Origin of the sequence: Daejeonella sp. H1SJ63 (assembly GCF_029360775.1) — a bacterium.
Classification (GTDB): Bacteria; Bacteroidota; Bacteroidia; order Sphingobacteriales; family Sphingobacteriaceae; genus Daejeonella.
This window is the reverse complement of the sequence record NZ_JARKMZ010000001.1, coordinates 1-15800: the sequence shown is the minus strand read 5'-3', so window position 1 is coordinate 15800 and position 15800 is coordinate 1. Positions and strand designations below refer to the sequence as shown.

Annotated in this window: 21 protein-coding genes; 1 reads left to right on the top strand and 20 read right to left on the bottom strand. The window is 41.3% G+C overall.

Annotation, left to right across the window (positions count from 1 at the left end; genetic code table 11):
* Positions 1–126 precede the first annotated feature (126 nt).
* The 14 genes from rpsN to rplC all read right to left on the bottom strand — a co-directional run bounded on the left by rpsN (position 127) and on the right by rplC (position 6608).
* Positions 127–396, bottom strand: coding sequence for a 30S ribosomal protein S14 (rpsN, locus tag P2W72_RS00105; protein WP_276358773.1), 270 nt, complete (start codon positions 394–396; stop codon positions 127–129).
* Positions 396–962, bottom strand: coding sequence for a 50S ribosomal protein L5 (gene rplE, locus P2W72_RS00100; RefSeq protein WP_276358772.1), 567 nt, complete (start codon positions 960–962; stop codon positions 396–398). The genes rpsN and rplE overlap by 1 nt, the downstream gene beginning before the upstream one ends.
* On the bottom strand, positions 962–1303 hold the full coding sequence (rplX, locus tag P2W72_RS00095) for a 50S ribosomal protein L24 (RefSeq protein ID WP_346429758.1): 342 nt from the start codon (positions 1301–1303) through the stop codon (positions 962–964). Before rplX ends, rplE begins: the two co-directional genes overlap by 1 nt.
* A 1-nt stretch (position 1304) precedes the next feature.
* On the bottom strand, positions 1305–1673 hold the full coding sequence (gene rplN / locus P2W72_RS00090; RefSeq protein WP_276358769.1) for a 50S ribosomal protein L14: 369 nt from the start codon (positions 1671–1673) through the stop codon (positions 1305–1307).
* Position 1674: 1 nt separating this feature from the next.
* Positions 1675–1929 carry a 30S ribosomal protein S17 gene (rpsQ, locus tag P2W72_RS00085; RefSeq protein ID WP_079702232.1) on the bottom strand — a complete coding sequence of 85 codons (255 nt, stop codon included), beginning with the start codon at positions 1927–1929 and terminating at the stop codon, positions 1675–1677.
* A 13-nt stretch (positions 1930–1942) separates the two neighbouring features.
* Positions 1943–2170, bottom strand: a complete 228-nt coding sequence (rpmC, locus tag P2W72_RS00080) for a 50S ribosomal protein L29 (protein ID WP_276358765.1) — start codon at positions 2168–2170, stop codon at positions 1943–1945.
* 90 nt (positions 2171–2260) lie between these two features.
* Positions 2261–2683: a 50S ribosomal protein L16 gene (gene rplP / locus P2W72_RS00075; RefSeq protein WP_276358764.1), complete on the bottom strand. Its 423-nt coding sequence runs from the start codon at positions 2681–2683 to the stop codon at positions 2261–2263.
* A gap of 38 nt (positions 2684–2721) precedes the next feature.
* Positions 2722–3594, bottom strand: a complete 873-nt coding sequence (rpsC, locus tag P2W72_RS00070; protein WP_276358762.1) for a 30S ribosomal protein S3 — start codon at positions 3592–3594, stop codon at positions 2722–2724.
* A 6-nt stretch (positions 3595–3600) separates the two neighbouring features.
* Positions 3601–3963 (bottom strand): 50S ribosomal protein L22, encoded by a 363-nt coding sequence (rplV, locus tag P2W72_RS00065; protein WP_276358761.1) that lies wholly within the window; start codon positions 3961–3963, stop codon positions 3601–3603.
* Positions 3964–3966: 3 nt separating this feature from the next.
* Positions 3967–4233 (bottom strand): 30S ribosomal protein S19, encoded by a 267-nt coding sequence (gene rpsS / locus P2W72_RS00060; protein ID WP_276358759.1) that lies wholly within the window; start codon positions 4231–4233, stop codon positions 3967–3969.
* Positions 4233–5057, bottom strand: a complete 825-nt coding sequence (rplB, locus tag P2W72_RS00055) for a 50S ribosomal protein L2 (protein WP_276358758.1) — start codon at positions 5055–5057, stop codon at positions 4233–4235. The genes rpsS and rplB overlap by 1 nt, the downstream gene beginning before the upstream one ends.
* Positions 5058–5064: 7 nt before the next feature.
* On the bottom strand, positions 5065–5355 hold the full coding sequence (rplW, locus tag P2W72_RS00050) for a 50S ribosomal protein L23 (RefSeq protein ID WP_276358756.1): 291 nt from the start codon (positions 5353–5355) through the stop codon (positions 5065–5067).
* 1 nt (position 5356) lies between these two features.
* Positions 5357–5986, bottom strand: coding sequence for a 50S ribosomal protein L4 (rplD, locus tag P2W72_RS00045; RefSeq protein WP_276358754.1), 630 nt, complete (start codon positions 5984–5986; stop codon positions 5357–5359).
* Positions 5987–5990: 4 nt separating this feature from the next.
* Positions 5991–6608 carry a 50S ribosomal protein L3 gene (gene rplC, locus P2W72_RS00040; protein WP_276358752.1) on the bottom strand — a complete coding sequence of 206 codons (618 nt, stop codon included), beginning with the start codon at positions 6606–6608 and terminating at the stop codon, positions 5991–5993.
* Between the two features lie 261 nt (positions 6609–6869).
* Between rplC and P2W72_RS00035 the strand changes: the two genes are divergently transcribed.
* Entirely contained in the window at positions 6870–7448 is a 579-nt protein-coding gene (locus tag P2W72_RS00035; RefSeq protein WP_276358750.1) for a hypothetical protein, read from the top strand.
* A 23-nt stretch (positions 7449–7471) separates the two neighbouring features.
* Here P2W72_RS00035 and P2W72_RS00030 read toward each other — a convergent pair whose 3' ends face one another.
* The 6 genes from P2W72_RS00030 to P2W72_RS00005 all read right to left on the bottom strand — a co-directional run.
* Entirely contained in the window at positions 7472–8677 is a 1206-nt protein-coding gene (locus P2W72_RS00030) for a hypothetical protein (protein WP_276358748.1), read from the bottom strand.
* Between the two features lie 444 nt (positions 8678–9121).
* Positions 9122–10051, bottom strand: coding sequence for a type IX secretion system membrane protein PorP/SprF (locus P2W72_RS00025; protein ID WP_276358745.1), 930 nt, complete (start codon positions 10049–10051; stop codon positions 9122–9124).
* Between the two features lies 1 nt (position 10052).
* Positions 10053–11387, bottom strand: coding sequence for a gliding motility-associated C-terminal domain-containing protein (locus P2W72_RS00020; RefSeq protein WP_276358743.1), 1335 nt, complete (start codon positions 11385–11387; stop codon positions 10053–10055).
* A 229-nt stretch (positions 11388–11616) separates the two neighbouring features.
* Entirely contained in the window at positions 11617–12324 is a 708-nt protein-coding gene (locus P2W72_RS00015; RefSeq protein WP_276358742.1) for an FKBP-type peptidyl-prolyl cis-trans isomerase, read from the bottom strand.
* Between the two features lie 29 nt (positions 12325–12353).
* Positions 12354–14972 (bottom strand): hypothetical protein, encoded by a 2619-nt coding sequence (locus P2W72_RS00010; RefSeq protein WP_276358741.1) that lies wholly within the window; start codon positions 14970–14972, stop codon positions 12354–12356.
* A 56-nt stretch (positions 14973–15028) separates the two neighbouring features.
* On the bottom strand, positions 15029–15800 hold a 772-nt coding region (locus P2W72_RS00005; protein WP_276358738.1), incomplete at its 5' end, for a tail fiber domain-containing protein.

Here is a 15800-nt window from a genome sequence, read left to right as displayed (position 1 = left end):
GGTTTCCTTGGACCTGCCATCGGTTAATACTCATTTTTTTGGGGCTGTCAGGTATCAGCTGTCAGGTATCAGCACAATCATACCAGACGATTGCAACTGTCAACTCTCAACTGTCAACTGTCAACTCTACCAGGATGCCTTACGTACTCCCGGGATCTTACCTGCCAATGCCATATCGCGGAATGTTACCCTTGATATACCAAACTGACGCATATAACCACGAGGACGACCGGTTAATTTACAACGGTTGTGCAAACGTACCGGAGAAGAGTTCTTTGGTAATTTATCCAGACCTTCGAAATCTCCCGCAGCCTTAAGTGCTGCTCTTTTATCTGCGTACTTGGCAACTAATCTGGCACGTTTTACTTCACGTGCTTTTACACCTTCTTTAGCCATTATTGTTGATTTGTGTTTTGATTCTTAAATGGTAAACCAAATTGCTTAAGTAATTCTAATGCTTCAACATCATTTTTAGCAGTAGTTACGAAAGTGATATCCATACCCATGATCTTATTGATCTGATCAATATTGATCTCGGGGAAGATGATCTGCTCGGTAATTCCTAATGTATAGTTACCGCGTCCGTCAAATCCTTTATCATTGATTCCTTTGAAATCACGGATACGTGGTAAAGCTACAGCGATCAAACGATCAAGGAACTCATACATATGATTGTCGCGCAAAGTAACACGAACACCAATCGGCATTCCTTTACGTAACTTAAAGTTAGAAATATCTTTCTTAGATTTTGCAGGAACCGCTTTCTGACCTGTAATTGTGGTCATTTCGTTTACTGCAGTATCAATTAACTTTTTATCGGTAGAAGCACCACCAACACCCTGGTTGATAGCGATCTTCTGTAAACGTGGAACCTGCATTACGCTTTTATACTGGAATTTATCCTTTAAAGCAGTAACGATTTCCTCATTATATTTTGATTTTAATCTTGGTACGTAAGCCATTACTTAATTTCCTCCCCAGATTTTTTAGCGATGCGAACTGATTTACCATCAGCATTTTTCTTTTTGCCAATACGGGTTGGTTTGCCTGATTTGGCATCAACCAGCATTACATTAGAAATATGAAGACTGGCTTCTTTTTTAACGATACCACCGTTTGGAGTGGCAGCGCTTGGTTTTGTATGTTTAGACACCATATTGGCACCTTCAACTATAACTCGGTTAGTAGCTAACTGAACTTCTAAAACCTGTCCTTGTTTACCTTTAGAATCACCTGCAGTAACTTGTACCAGGTCTCCTTTACGGATTTTCAATTTAGGTTGTGATTTTATCTTCTTTTCCATTTTACAAAACCTCCGGTGCTAATGATACAATCTTCATGAATTGTTTTTCACGTAGCTCTCTTGCTACAGGACCGAAAATACGCGTTCCACGCGGCTCATCCTGAGCGTTCAGCAATACAGCTGCATTATCGTCAAAGCGGATATATGATCCGTCTTTACGTCTGATCTCTTTTTTTGTTCTCACAACAACTGCCTTAGAGACAGATCCTTTTTTGATGTTTCCTGATGGAAGCGCACTTTTTACTGTGACAACGATCTTGTCACCTATGGATGCGTAACGCTTTCCGGTACCACCTAAAACGCGGATAACTAAAACTTCTTTAGCTCCGCTGTTGTCAGCAACATTCAGTCTTGATTCCTGTTGTACCATGTTACTTAGCTCTTTCTAAAATTTCCACTAATCTCCAATTCTTGGTCTTACTCAGCGGACGAGTTTCCATAATTAACACTGTATCACCGATACCGCAAGTGTTAGTCTCGTCATGAGCCATAAATTTGGTAGTTTTCTTAACAAACTTACCATAGATCGGGTGCTTCACCTTACGTTCTACCGCAACTACAATAGATTTCTCCATTTTGTTGCTTACTACCAACCCGGTTCTTGTTTTTCTTAATTGTCTTTCCATTTTGGACTTTAATTTATTCAGAAGCGGACTCTGTCGTAGCAGATGCTTTTGCTTCCGCCTTGCGCTTAGTCAATTCTGTGTTTAAACGTGCAATATCTTTTCTGATCTTGGTAATCCTTGTTGGATTTTCGATTGCAGAAACAGTATGTGCAAATTTCATTTTGCTGAGATTGGCTTTCTCTTCATTAATTCTGGCCACAACTTCTTCAGTTGTAAGCTCATGTATTTCTGAGTTTTTCATTTTTCTTTAAGTTGTACGTTTTACGTTTTACGTTTTACGTTAAATGTACGTTTTGCACGTATAACGTATAACGTAATACTTCTAACTCCTTTATGCTTCTACAAAATCTCTTCTGATCACAAATTTTGTCTGAACAGGTAGTTTCTGAGCAGCTAAACGCATGGCTTCTTTTGCAACTTCCAAAGGCACGCCTTCAGCTTCAAAAATCATTCTGCCTGGTCTAACTACTGCTACCCAATACTCAGGAGCACCTTTACCTTTACCCATACGTACCTCAGCTGGTTTCTTTGTAACCGGCTTGTCAGGGAATATACGGATCCAAACCTGACCTTCCCTTTTCATGAAACGGGTAACGGCAATACGAGCAGACTCTATCTGACGACTGGTAATCCAGGCCGGCTCTAATGATTTGATCCCGAAAGAACCGAAGGCTAATTCTGAACCGCGACCGGCCAGACCTTTCATTTTGCCCTTCTGCATCTTTCTGAACTTCGTTCTCTTTGGCTGTAACATCTTCTTATTTTTTTATCGTTATACGATGTCTTTCTAAATTATTTCTTTCCTCTGAAACCACCACCTGCGTTTCCGCCACGGTTCTGGCCACCTTGTCCACCACGGTTCTGTCCGCCACGGTTCTGACCACCACGATTATCTCCACCGCGTCTGTCGCCGCCACGTCCGTCTGCACGTCTTTCACCACCACGTCTGTCAGCACCACCGCTAAATGGAGCAGCACCACCTTCAGCACCTCTTCCTTTTACACCTGTAGTCTGTCCAATGTTTGGAGAAAGATCACGCTTACCGTAAACTTCACCTTTCATGATCCATACTTTAACTCCGATCTTACCATAAGTAGTAAGCGCTTCAGATAAAGCATAATCAATATCAGCACGGAAAGTATGCAATGGAACACGTCCGTCTTTATATTGCTCGGTACGCGCCATCTCGGCACCACCTAAACGACCTGAACACATAATCTTGATACCTTCAGCTCCCATACGCATTGTAGATGCGATAGAAGTTTTCATGGCACGACGGAAAGAAATACGGGCTTCTAATTGCTTAGCTACTCCCTCTCCTACTAATTGTGCGTCTAACTCAGGACGTTTGATCTCAAATATATTGATCTGTACGTCTTTCTTTGTCAGTTTCTTTAATTCTTCTTTGATCTTATCAACTTCCTGACCACCTTTACCAATCACGATACCCGGACGGGCAGTGTGAATAGTAATGGTAATACGCTTCAAAGTACGCTCGATAACTACTTTAGAGATACCGCCTTTTGAAATACGTGCTGCCAGATATTTTCTGATCTTTTCGTCCTCAACTAATTTATCAGAGTAATCGTTACCACCGAACCAATTAGAATCCCAACCTTTGATGATTCCTAATCTGTTACCTATTGGATGTGCTTTTTGTCCCATTTCTCCTTACTTAGTTTTTGGTTCACTGTTTTTACTGTCAACTATCAGAGTTACGTGGTTAGAACGCTTACGAATTCTATGTCCGCGACCCTGAGGAGCTGGTCTTAATCTCTTTAACTGACGTCCGCCATCAACCATAATTGTTTTCACAAACAATTCATTGTCTTCAGGGCGCTGACCTTCATTTTTTGACTCCCAATTTTTGATGGCAGATAATAATAGTTTTTCAACACGTATTGCTGCTTCCTTATTGGTATATTTCAAAATATACAAGGCTTTCTCAACCCTCTCACCTCTGATCAGATCAACAACCAATCTCATCTTACGTGGTGAGGTAGGGCAATTATTTAATTTTGCTATTGCTTCCATTGTTTATTTTTTCTTATCAGAGTGACCTCTAAATGTTCTGGTCGGAGCGAATTCACCAAGTTTATGTCCAACCATGTTTTCAGTTACATACACCGGAATAAACTTGTTTCCGTTGTGTACCGCAAATGTGTGGCCCACGAAATCCGGAGAGATCATTGACCTGCGTGACCAAGTTTTGATCACAGTTTTCTTGTTACCCTCATTCTGCGTAGCTACTTTCTTCGCTACGTTATGATCTATATAGGGTCCTTTTTTTATTGAACGAGCCATTATTTCTTCCTTCTCTCTATGATGTAACGATCAGACGATTTCTTTTTGTCGCGGGTTTTAAAGCCTTTAGACAATAAACCTTTTCTTGAGCGCGGATGACCACCTGATGATCTTCCTTCACCACCACCCATAGGGTGATCGACAGGGTTCATAGCCACACCACGAACTCTTGGACGACGTCCTAACCAACGTTTTCTACCGGCTTTACCTAATACTTCATTTGCTTTCTCGGAGTTTGAAACGGTTCCGATAGTTGCTATACAGGTAGCCAGGATCATACGTGTTTCGCCTGATGGCATTTTAATGATCGCATATTTACCATCACGTGCTGAAAGCTGTGCATAAGCACCTGCACTACGAGCAATGATAGCACCCTGACCAGGGTTTAACTCAATGTTATGAATAATAGATCCAAGAGGAATGTTCTTCAAAGGAAGCGCATTTCCAATCTCAGGAGCCGAAGCTTCACCCGAAACGATCTTCATTCCAACTTTTAAGCCTTCCGGAGCGATAATGTAACGTTTTTCACCATCGGCATAATTTACCAGGGCGATACGTGCACTACGATTCGGATCGTACTCTATTGTGGCAACAGTTGCGGGGATATCGTTTTTATCGCGTTTAAAATCAATCAATCGGTATGACTTTTTATGTCCCCCACCGAGATAACGCATAGTCATTTTACCGGAATTATTTCTACCGCCGGACTTCTTGATGCTGGTAACCAACGATTTTTCAGGAACGTTAGTAGTTACATCAGAGAAAACTCCTCCTACTCTGAAACGAGTACCCGGGGTAACCGGTTTAAATCTTCTTACTGCCATGTCTTAATTAAATATTGCTGTAAAAGTCAATAGTTTCACCATCATTCAGCGTAACTATCGCTTTTTTGTATTTCGGAGTTCTTCCGGTTACAACACCTGCTTTAGTGTTACGTGATTTTAATTTTCCATAAACAACTATCGTGTTGATAGCCTGGATGTTCACACCATACATTTTTTCGATCGCTTGTTTGATCTCTAATTTGTTGGCTTTGTGATCAACTTTGAAAGAAAAGCGGTTTAACTTCTCAGTTAACGCTGATGCTTTTTCAGTTAAAATAGGTTTCTTTAAAATTTCCATCTTACTTAGCGAAAGCTTCCTCCAATGTTTTAACAGTCTCAGTAGTAAGCAATAATGTACCTGCATTTAACACATCATAAGTGTTTAATTCAGCTGCGGTAACCACCTTTGCTTTCTTTAAGTTTCTGCTTGATAAATAAACATTATTATTTGCTGCAGGTAAAACCAATAATGACTTAGAGTCAGTTAGTTTCAAATCAGCTACAATCTTTGCATAGCTTTTTGTTTTGATTGAATCAAAAGTGAAAGGCTCCAATACAAGAATGTTGTTGTCTTTTGCTTTATATGTAAGTGCAGATTTACGGGCTAAAGATTTAAGCTTTTTGTTCAGCTTGAAACTATAGTCGCGTGGCTGCGGACCGAATACACGACCACCACCATTGAACAATGGAGATTTGATAGATCCTGCACGGGCACCACCTGTACCTTTTTGCTTGTATAATTTTTTGGTAGATCCTGCGATTTCATTACGTTGCTTAGACTTGTGAGTTCCCTGGCGCTGATTGGCTAAGTACTGCTTTACGTCCAAATAGATCGCATGATCGTTGGGTTCTACTGCGAAGATCGCATCAGGAAGTTGCACCTTGGCCCCTGTTTCTTTACCTGATATATTTATAACCTTAACTTCCATCTTCTTATTTATCAACGATTACGTATGAACCCTTAGCTCCCGGAATTGAACCGCTAACTACTAATAAATTCTGATCTGCGTAAACTTTCAATACCTGAAGGTTTTGAATCTTAACGCGGTCGCCACCCGTACGTCCTGCCATGCGCATTCCTTTGAATACACGTGAAGGCCATGAAGAAGCACCCAGTGAACCCGGAGCTCTTAAACGGTTATGCTGACCGTGGGTTTGACCACCCACACCACCAAATCCATGGCGTTTTACAACACCCTGAAAACCCTTACCTTTTGAAGTACCAACTACATCAACAAAATCTCCTTCGGCAAAAATTTCAACACTCACAATATCCCCTAAAGACTTCTCATCCTCAAAAGTCTTAAACTCAACAAGCTTGCGCTTTGGAGTTGTCTTTGCTTTTGCGAAATGTCCTTTTAATGAACCGGTTGTGTTTTTCTCTTTCTTGTCGTCGAAAGCTAACTGAACTGCGCTGTAGCCGTCATTGTCGACGGTACGTAGCTGGGTAACTACGCATGGGCCAGCTTCGATCACTGTACAAGGGATGTTTTTCCCTTCAGCATCGAAAATGCTGGTCATTCCTACTTTTTTTCCAATAATTCCTGACATTTTCTTTAATCAATTTGTGTCCATCGAAGCAGTAGGGCTTCGTTCAAGACATAGTAAACCCCTTTAAAGGGAGGGCAAAGATAGGAAAGTCTTATTAATTATCAAATAGTTGCGAGTTTATTTTTCAATAATTTTCAGATGACAGGAAATTTTGAGAGGATGCTATCTGTTGGCTGTTATCTGTTGGCTATTGCTGATAGCCGTTAACTGATAACTGTTAACAGTTAATTACATATATTTAGGTATCCAAATCCTTGCTTTATGAACAAAACATTTTTTAAAAAAGTGATGGTATTACTATTTACCACATTCAGCATTAATACCTATGCCTGGCAGACTGATACCACACTTGCCCAGCAATACAATGAAGTGGTTGTAAAGTCAGGTTCGTACAAGGTTTATAAAAACATTAAGAAAACAAAGATTGAAGCTTTCTGGAAAAATATAAATGATACCCTTCAGCAACAAAAGCAGCAATTGATACAGAGCAAAACTGAACTGGAAAAAACTAAACAGCGTATTGCCGAAATGGAAACGGTAATAAAGGAGTCGGGATCTGCAAAGGGTAAACTGGATGGTTTGGGGACTTCGATAAAGAATTCTGCTGATACCAGTATACCCTGGGGACTGTCTATATTATTTGGTGCCGCACTGGTTTTTGTCTTTCTCAGAAGCAGGAATGCCCTGAATGAAGCGAAACAATACAATGAACGCTATGATGAACTCAATGCAGAGTACCGTGATTTCAAAAGCAAGGCTAATGAAAAGGAAAGAAAACTTGCCCGGGAACTGCAGGATGAGCGGAATAAGATTGAAGAATTAAAAGCTAATAAAAGCTAAATTTATGCTTGACCTGCAGATATCTATTTTATAATTCTGATATTAAAGGTATTCGGCAATGGATCTATTATTCCTCCTGAATTATTTGTAATTTTTACAGTCACTACATTAGGGGCGCTTACCCATGCAGTAAATGATGTGCCAAGATTTATTATTGCTGAAGGAACCCCGACAACTACAGCATCTCCGTCAGCAGCACCGGCAACAGTAGTTATTTGTTCGTAAAATGAACCGGCAGCAACCGAAGGAAAATCAAGAGTTGGAGAAGCTCTTATCCCGGCCAAAATTTCTCCGCTTGTTGGCAAGGTTACATCGGTTGGGCCGCTCGACCGCAATATCACAGAATTTGTCCCTACTAAAGATAAATTCCCCTGCAGCGTTAATGTTCTGCCCTGATTATTGACTCCTGTGCCTCCAAACTGGCTGCCAATAACGGCACCATTCCAGGTTCCGTTGAAACTGCCTGCACTCAAAAGTCCGGAGGATGGATTAAAGGTAAATCTGGCACTGCTTGTTCTTTGTGGAAAATTCCCATTTGTACCTGAAACAAAAGTGGGATAAAAGGTAGCATTACTGGTGAGGTCATTTGTAATTGCAACATTTGCAGCATTGGTTGCATCAATAGACTGGGTAGCTGTTCCGGTAACATTTCCGGTAAGCGGACCACTAAACCCTAAAGCTGTCAGAATCCCGGTATTAGGTACGAATCTGAGATTGGTACTGCTTGTTCTCAATCCGGTATTTCCAGGTGAAGTTGTAACAAATGTTGGGAAAACGACAGCAGTATTATTTACATCATCAGTAACCGCTGAATTAATAGCATTGGTTGCAGTAACTGCAGTTGTTGCTGAACTGGCATTACCTGTCAGGGGGCCGCTGAAACTGCCTGCCGTTACAGCGCCTGATACAGTAAGGGAGGTAAAATTGCCATTACCACCCAATGAGCCGGTCAGGTATTCCCATCCGGTTACTTTACGCACATACAACCCTACTGCAGGTTGCTTAGTGAGATAGATCAGCATTCCGTTTGGGGGATTGAGCGCGTTAATTGCTACAGTATCGGCCATACGCGGAAGTAATAATCCCTGATTAGCACTTTCCAGTTCGAGCAGTGATGAGGGGGCTATCACTGTTCCGTTCGTTCCAATCTTGATCTGGGCCGTTGCTTTGCCTGCCGAAAAGATGAATGCAATTATCAGAGCAAAAGAATATAGTTTAATTAGACGCATATTTGTAAGTTTTACGTGTTACGTTGTACGTTGTAAGTAATATGTTATCGTTAATTGTCAAATGATTGGCTGAAAGCAGAAAGCTAAAAGCAGAAAGCTGAAAGCTGTTTGCCAATTTATTAGTGTTTTGTTTATTTATAGTAATATCTAAATTCCTTGCCGATCGTCATTCCAGCCTGCCGGCAGCCCATCCGAACAACAGTCATCCCTCATACCCACTGTCCCGACGCAGGAGGGATCTAATTGCCATTAAAATCGGTTCCCATTCCCTGTCACCAATCCAGCACCATCCCTAAGCGCTATGCTTATCCCCCTTCATTCGCTCAGGCCTTTCGCACCCCCGCCAAAGGAGGACATGAACGATACTGGTTCAGTTGTCTGTTATTCATCCAAAACAACAAATTTTAAATGAACCAGGATCAAATCTCAATACTAAATACTCCCTTAAAACAAATAACTCGGCATCAATTCATCCCTGTCAAATGGGATATGATACCTTAAAATAATTTCATGTGTTGCCTTTGCAAAATTATTCAGTCGCCCGAGGTTATAATCATAAGCATATCCTAACCGTAATGTTGGAATCAGCCTGAAATCAAGCAAACCAACCAGGGCACTTCCCTGGCGATAGGATACCCCTGCCGACATGGCTTCGCGATAGAAAACATTGGCGTTGATATCGTAATTTAATGGAATACCCTTTACCCCACGTAAAAGGAATGAAGGCTTCAGAATAAAATTATCATTCAGCGTAATCAGATATCCTGCATTCAGATACATATGTGCATCCTGTTTCACAGCATATTCAGAAAGTGCCACATCTGTCTTTCGCAGGTGCGTTCTTACGAGATTAGGAACCGAAAGTCCGGCATAAAACTTATCTGTATTAAAGAAAATTCCGGTTCCGAAATTCGCAGTAAGCGTATTCAGGTTCTGGGCAAATACCGGATCGCCGGGACTGGTGATATTCAACTCACTGAAATCTGTTTTATTATTAAGGGCTCCCATCTGCAGACCGAATGCGATATTCGAATTGTCGCCTTCTATGCGGTAAGACATCGATCCCTGTGCTCCAAGGCTATGAATAATTGAAAAACGATCATCGACCAATTTCAATCCGATACCCAGCCTGGTATCTCCTATTGGCATATCGCCAGAAATCATGGCAGTTTGAGGAGCGCCCTTAATTCCGTTAAATTGCTTCCTGTAGATACTGGTAAACTGCATCGCCTGCTTGAAGCCTGCATAGGCCGGATTGATCTCCAGCGTATTGAACATATACTGCGAATAAAGGGGCAGCTGCTGTGCCTGAAGCCAGAAAGGTACCAGGTTCAGAAATACGATTATTGCAAGTAGGTATCCCTTTTTCATCATTCTACCTGTTTATGACAAGGTATCCGGGGATTCCTTTGGCACCATTCACACTGATTAAATAATAATAAATTCCATCCGGAAGTGTATTTCCCAGAAACCCTCCCTTATTTCCGGTACCATCGAAGTTATTCAGATAATTAAAATCCTGGTAAACCAAAACCTGATTACGGCTGTAAACTTCAAAACGCACTATATCTGTTGGGAGCCGTTTGGTAATGATATAAGTATCGTTCAGACCATCTCCATTGGGAGATATTGCATCGGGGATATTGACCGGAGTATTTTCATCAATATCCTTCTTGATCACTGATTTGCTGAAATACTCAACAGGTTTGATGCTACCCACATTCAGCCGGGTATTCATATAGGCTCCAAAAATGGCAGCTCTTTTGGTTATGCTTCCGGGAGTATTTGTTGTCATCGGCGGCATGATATCCCATAATCCTGTGAGATTGGGGTCGTAACGACTAATATATGACTCACTGCGGTTTCTGAAATAGGTGTTCCCTTCTTCTGCTGAATTATGCTGAAGGGTAATGTCCACTTTTGCACTTGCATCCGGCGAGGTAGTAGTCATAATCCATGTTTTATACACATATTCAGGGAAATTCAATTTATTATATACATTATCAGCCACTCTGAATTTCAATGTTTGCGGAATTGAACCTGTATAGTTAATACTTATGGGAGTATAACTTCCGATGGCAGTTCCGACGGGGAATTCCATCGCAGTTGTGTTACCTGTTAAGTGACGTACCAGGTTTCCTCCGCTCATACCCGGACCGGTAACCACAAAATTCGTTTGACTGTATCCGGTAATGGTTCCGGTACCTGCACGCCCCACTGTAAGATTTACATTGTTGAGAATGAGGTGCCCGTTCAAAAAATCAAGGTTATTATTTACATGGAGGTCGCCCATATCAGCTGTAACGTTAAGTGCATTATCCAGTCTCACATTAGGGAACCCGTTGAAGGGTACTGAGTTAACACTGTTGATTCGCTGCGCATTTTGACGCAGATCAGAAAACACAAATACACCCCCGATTCCATCGATACCACGTGCACTTTCATCCGGCAAACGGCTTCCGCTATTATTCTGCCATACACCTGCATAAAAATTGATAATTGCAGAATTATATGATACCAAAGTTCCGGAATGAGAGATATCAGAATAGATGTTCAGATTTGAATTGGGATGGGCATACATATTTGCCGAGGGGAAAATGTAAACCTGATTTACCGTCTGAGCAAAGATCATCTGTGGTAAAAACAAAAACAGGAAAAGCATAGCCCTCAGTCCAGGCTGTATGATACCTATTTTATTTTTTTGTTTCACGCAACGATTATACGGGCTGAGCAGAAAAAAGTTAAGACAATTTGCAAATGTTTTTTTGTTAAGGTTAAATACTTATCAGGATTGAATAACAAAGATTTTAAAATTTAACCAGATGATTTTGCATGCAGATTAGATTCAACTCATAACGATTGATTTTGAATGCAGATTTATAAGAATAAAAAAAGAGTACCCTTTGAGCACTCTTTCAATTGCTGTAGCAGGATATGTTCTATTGATTTCTGACTGCATTAACCAGCTCGACTTCAAAAACAAGGGCAGAATAAGCAGGAATCAGTCCCGGAACACCCTTTTCAGCATAAGCCATTGCAGAAGGAATAAACATTCGCCAGATTGAACCCACCGGCATAATTTGCAAAGCTTCACTCATTCCTGAAATCAACCCCGCAGGTGTTGCCCTGATTGGCGTATTTTTAGCGTATGTATTTTCAAATGATTTACCATCAGGCAAAAAGCCTTTAACATGAATCAATACAGAATCATTCAGCTGAGGTCTGATTCCATTTCCGGGTCGCATAATCAAATAACCTACCCCACTTGGAAGCATTCCTACCCCTTCTTTTCCTTTAATGTTTTCAAAAAGCAATTTCTCCTGCTGACTGCTGCGCTCAGAGATTAAACGTTTCTGGTAAGAGTCGAGTCTGGCAGCTACAGTGCCTGCATCAACCATCAGGGTTTTATTTAGCAATACATCGTCCATACCCTTACGGAAAGCCTCGGGATCGGACAAGATGAAACCATTATTAGTAATCCACTGACCGAGGTATGCTCCCAAAGTATATTGAAGAGAATCATTCTCTGAATTGAGTTTTACAGGCTTTTCGGTAAATAGCTTAGATCTGGTTTGAGCATTTACTGATATTGAAACCAGAATTGATGCTATTATTAGCAGAAAATATTTTTGACTCGACAAATACATGACGTTAATTTATTTCTTTCAGGTTAATTTTAATTAGTAACATTTAATACACCGGTACCTGCAATATCCAAAGTAGGGCCATCCTGAATCTCTATGATTCTGACAGATACTACAGTTGCAGAGGCAATAGTTTTGGCTCCGCTACCACTCAGAACTACATCGTTAAATGTAAATGCAGGAATTATTTGAACACCGCTGCCATTAAAATTAACTATACTACCTGTTACAGTAAAGCCGCCGGCACCAGGAGTAAAAGTATTGGCAATACCAATTGTACCAGTGTTTGCGAGAACTCTTGGTCCTCCGGTAAGAGTCAGATTATAATAATTAAGTGCCGGTATATTGGCAGATGCTACGTTCGAGAAACTTACAGTTGATGTTGAGCTTGTAAAGGTGCCATTATTAACCAGTGGTGTTCCTGCGCCGGATAAGGTCAAAGTGACTGTTGAGAGATCAAGTGTAGTTGAAGCACTAATTGTAAGGATATTGGCAACTGTTGTATTGACTGCCAGTGTTTTTACCCCACTATTGGAGGTTTGCAGATTATAATAAATTAATCCTGCAATGGTCTGGTTTATACCGTCATAGATAACGGTACCGGTTCCTCTCGTAAAGGTACCGCTATGGGTCCAGCTACCTGCAATGTTTATCGTACCTGAGCCCATTGTAATGGCGCCGGTACCGCTGAGATCTGCACCTACAATCGCAGCAGCGGTTGTAGTCATGGCTGTGGGACTTCCAGCCACCCAGTTATTAGTCACGGTTACTGTAGTTCCGGCGGCAATAGTTTTTGTACCTGCACCTGAAAATTCAAGATTAGGATAGGTAGTTCCGGCAACAGTTTGCGCTCCTCCGCCTGAATAATTCACAACACCTGTTCCTGAGATAGTTCCGGTATTCACTAGTGGTGCACCTGTAAAACTTAAAAAAACAGTATTTACACCAAGATTAAGTGTACTTGGTGAGGTTACGGTGAGCACATTAGTGACGGTAATATTTCCATTCAGAGTTTTAATACCACCAACAGATGTTTGCAACTTATAATAAGGAAGTACAGCAATGGTCTGATCTCCGGAACCATCATAATGAATAGTTCCGGTACCAGCCGTCAGTGTTCCATTATTTGTCCATGATCCTCCAAGCGTAATTGTACCCGAACTCATTGTAATGTTGCCTGAACCGCTGATATTACCTGCAATATTGGCACCTCCTGTAGTTGTCATGGATATTGTACTTCCTGCTATCAAATCTCTGCCGACTTGTGTTGTAAAGGCGGCAATAGTTTTTGTTCCTGAACCAGAAAATTCAAGATCATAATAGGTCACGTTTCGCACAGATTGTCCAGCTGCTCCATTATAAAGCACTTTTCCTGTTCCGGCAGAAAAAGTTCCCGTATGAGTAAAGGTTGTGCCTAACGTTAATGTGCCTGAGCCCATGGTTATGGCTCCTGCACCGCTCAAGGCACCTGTCACTGTTGCGCTTCCTGTTCCGGCCATGTCCAGAGGACTACCAACTACCCAGGCACCTGCAATTGTTGGGGTACTGGCATCGGCGATGGTTTTGGTTCCGGCACCTGAGAAGGTTAAATTATTGTAGGTAGTTCCGGCAACAGTTTGCGCTCCTGCTCCTGAAAAAATAACTGTACTTGTACCGGGTGTTAAAGTTCCTCCAACAAGCAATGGAGTGCCTGTGCCGGATAGAGTAAGGGTACGGGTTCCAAGATCAAGTATACTACTGGCCACATTTAACACGTTATTGACCGTAATATTTCCATTCAAAGCCTTTGTTCCGGTACCGGAAATTCCAAGATTATAATAAGTTTCAAGCCATATATTCTGGGATGCCCCTGTAAAATTGATAGTTCCGGTAGATTCGGTAATTGCTGGCGGGCCGGTTGAAACAGTTCCTGCTATATTTAATGTTCCAGAACCTGAAAATACAATACGGCATGCTGAAGTTCCGGTGGTTATCCCTCCATTTAAATTAGCTGTACCTGTAGAAATATTAAAAAAATTCAACCTTGTTCCACTGGTTGTTGCACTCATTGTAAACAAGCCACCGACAGTTAAAGTTCCTGCACCCACATCAACTGTTATATCTCTGCCGTTTGTGGTTGGAACTGGTAAATTCATGGTACCGCTCACATCCAAAGAATTGGTTCCACTTATCGTTATTCCGGCAGTAGTACCTGTAGGAACATTCATTGTCACATTTCCCGCAACTGTTACATTGTTATTTAGTGTAAGTGTGGTTGCAGCAGATATGGTAAGATTATTTAATGCTAAAGTAGCTCCCCCGGAGATTGCTGATGCTACAGCACTAAATAAAACTGTTCCGGTACCTCGTATAAAAGAACCATTATGTGCCCAATTGCCATTAACAGTCAATGTAAAAGTTGTAGCAGTGAGAGTTCCACCAGCATCCACGGTAATTCCTGCAACGGTTTGAGCAGCCGCCAGTGTTATATTATGTCCATTCTGTATAATGAAGATATCGGTAGCAAGAATTGGGATTAAATTTGTTGGTGTTCCGGTTGGACTGGTCGACCATGAACCTGCAGTTGCAAAATTACCCGTTGCAACCCTCGAATAATAAGTTGCTCCATAACCGGTATAGCTGATTGCCAGTAAAACTATCAGCACAAACATTCTTATTATTGAATGTCTGCACTTCCCAAAAAATATGTTAAACAAGCAAATCATAATTATCGGTTATTGGCAATTACTGGTTTAGCCTGAGTATCCATACTTTTCAGTATAGCTTTGATCTCATTAATTTCAGCCTGCATTATTTCAGCTTTCCCTACCTCAGATTTCAGTGCAGAAATGTCACTTTCCTGCTTACTGATCAATTTTTGCTGATCTTTAATAGCTTCCAGCAGTAAAGAAACCAGTTTAGAATATTCAACAGTTTTAAAGCCTTTATCATCGGTACGAACCACTTCCGGAACGATAGTTTCCACTTCCTGTGCAATTAAACCAAGCTGACGATCTGATTCAAAGTTCTTATCCGGGAATTCATCTTTTCTCCAGTTGTAATTCACACCTCTCATCGCCATAACTTTAGCTAATGCACCCTCAACAGTAGTAATATCCTTTTTCCACCTGATGTCTGAAGTTTCATTAATACCGGTTGATTTAACTTTACCATTTACTTCAAACTTATACGTACCTGAAGGTGTCATTCCGATACCTACATTGGTTCCCGCATTATAAATATTACTGCTTGAAACAACCCATGCAGTACCATTCCAGTATGGAGTATTTCCTATTGCAGTACCATCAGCAAATTTAGCTGTTAAAGCTGCAGCATCAGCATAAGCTGTAGTTGCCAGGGCTGTTGAATTATTATTTGCTGCCTGAGTAACCGCTACTGTTCCGGTTGGTAGAGTAACTGTACCAGTGAATGTTGGAGACGCCAATGGAGCAAATGCGGTGCTGGTGTAGGCATTTGAGCCTAAAGTACCGCCTGTGCCA

What these genes read in the sequence shown, in the direction of transcription:
- rpsC (WP_276358762.1), bottom strand. Translation starts at nt 3,594, where the DNA reads ATGGGACAAAAAGCACATCCAATAGGTAACAGATTAGGAATCATCAAA.
- P2W72_RS00035 (WP_276358750.1), top strand. Translation starts at nt 6,870, where the DNA reads ATGAACAAAACATTTTTTAAAAAAGTGATGGTATTACTATTTACCACA.
- rpsS (WP_276358759.1), bottom strand. Translation starts at nt 4,233, where the DNA reads ATGGCTCGTTCAATAAAAAAAGGACCCTATATAGATCATAACGTAGCG.
- rpsQ (WP_079702232.1), bottom strand. Translation starts at nt 1,929, where the DNA reads ATGGAAAGACAATTAAGAAAAACAAGAACCGGGTTGGTAGTAAGCAAC.
- rplD (WP_276358754.1), bottom strand. Translation starts at nt 5,986, where the DNA reads ATGGAAGTTAAGGTTATAAATATATCAGGTAAAGAAACAGGGGCCAAG.
- rplE (WP_276358772.1), bottom strand. Translation starts at nt 962, where the DNA reads ATGGCTTACGTACCAAGATTAAAATCAAAATATAATGAGGAAATCGTT.
- P2W72_RS00015 (WP_276358742.1), bottom strand. Translation starts at nt 12,324, where the DNA reads ATGTATTTGTCGAGTCAAAAATATTTTCTGCTAATAATAGCATCAATT.
- rplW (WP_276358756.1), bottom strand. Translation starts at nt 5,355, where the DNA reads ATGGAAATTTTAAAGAAACCTATTTTAACTGAAAAAGCATCAGCGTTA.
- rplB (WP_276358758.1), bottom strand. Translation starts at nt 5,057, where the DNA reads ATGGCAGTAAGAAGATTTAAACCGGTTACCCCGGGTACTCGTTTCAGA.
- rpmC (WP_276358765.1), bottom strand. Translation starts at nt 2,170, where the DNA reads ATGAAAAACTCAGAAATACATGAGCTTACAACTGAAGAAGTTGTGGCC.
- rplX (WP_346429758.1), bottom strand. Translation starts at nt 1,303, where the DNA reads ATGGAAAAGAAGATAAAATCACAACCTAAATTGAAAATCCGTAAAGGA.
- rplP (WP_276358764.1), bottom strand. Translation starts at nt 2,683, where the DNA reads ATGTTACAGCCAAAGAGAACGAAGTTCAGAAAGATGCAGAAGGGCAAA.
- rpsN (WP_276358773.1), bottom strand. Translation starts at nt 396, where the DNA reads ATGGCTAAAGAAGGTGTAAAAGCACGTGAAGTAAAACGTGCCAGATTA.
- rplC (WP_276358752.1), bottom strand. Translation starts at nt 6,608, where the DNA reads ATGTCAGGAATTATTGGAAAAAAAGTAGGAATGACCAGCATTTTCGAT.
- rplN (WP_276358769.1), bottom strand. Translation starts at nt 1,673, where the DNA reads ATGGTACAACAGGAATCAAGACTGAATGTTGCTGACAACAGCGGAGCT.
- P2W72_RS00025 (WP_276358745.1), bottom strand. Translation starts at nt 10,051, where the DNA reads ATGATGAAAAAGGGATACCTACTTGCAATAATCGTATTTCTGAACCTG.
- P2W72_RS00010 (WP_276358741.1), bottom strand. Translation starts at nt 14,972, where the DNA reads ATGTTTGTGCTGATAGTTTTACTGGCAATCAGCTATACCGGTTATGGA.
- rplV (WP_276358761.1), bottom strand. Translation starts at nt 3,963, where the DNA reads ATGGAAGCAATAGCAAAATTAAATAATTGCCCTACCTCACCACGTAAG.
- P2W72_RS00030 (WP_276358748.1), bottom strand. Translation starts at nt 8,677, where the DNA reads ATGCGTCTAATTAAACTATATTCTTTTGCTCTGATAATTGCATTCATC.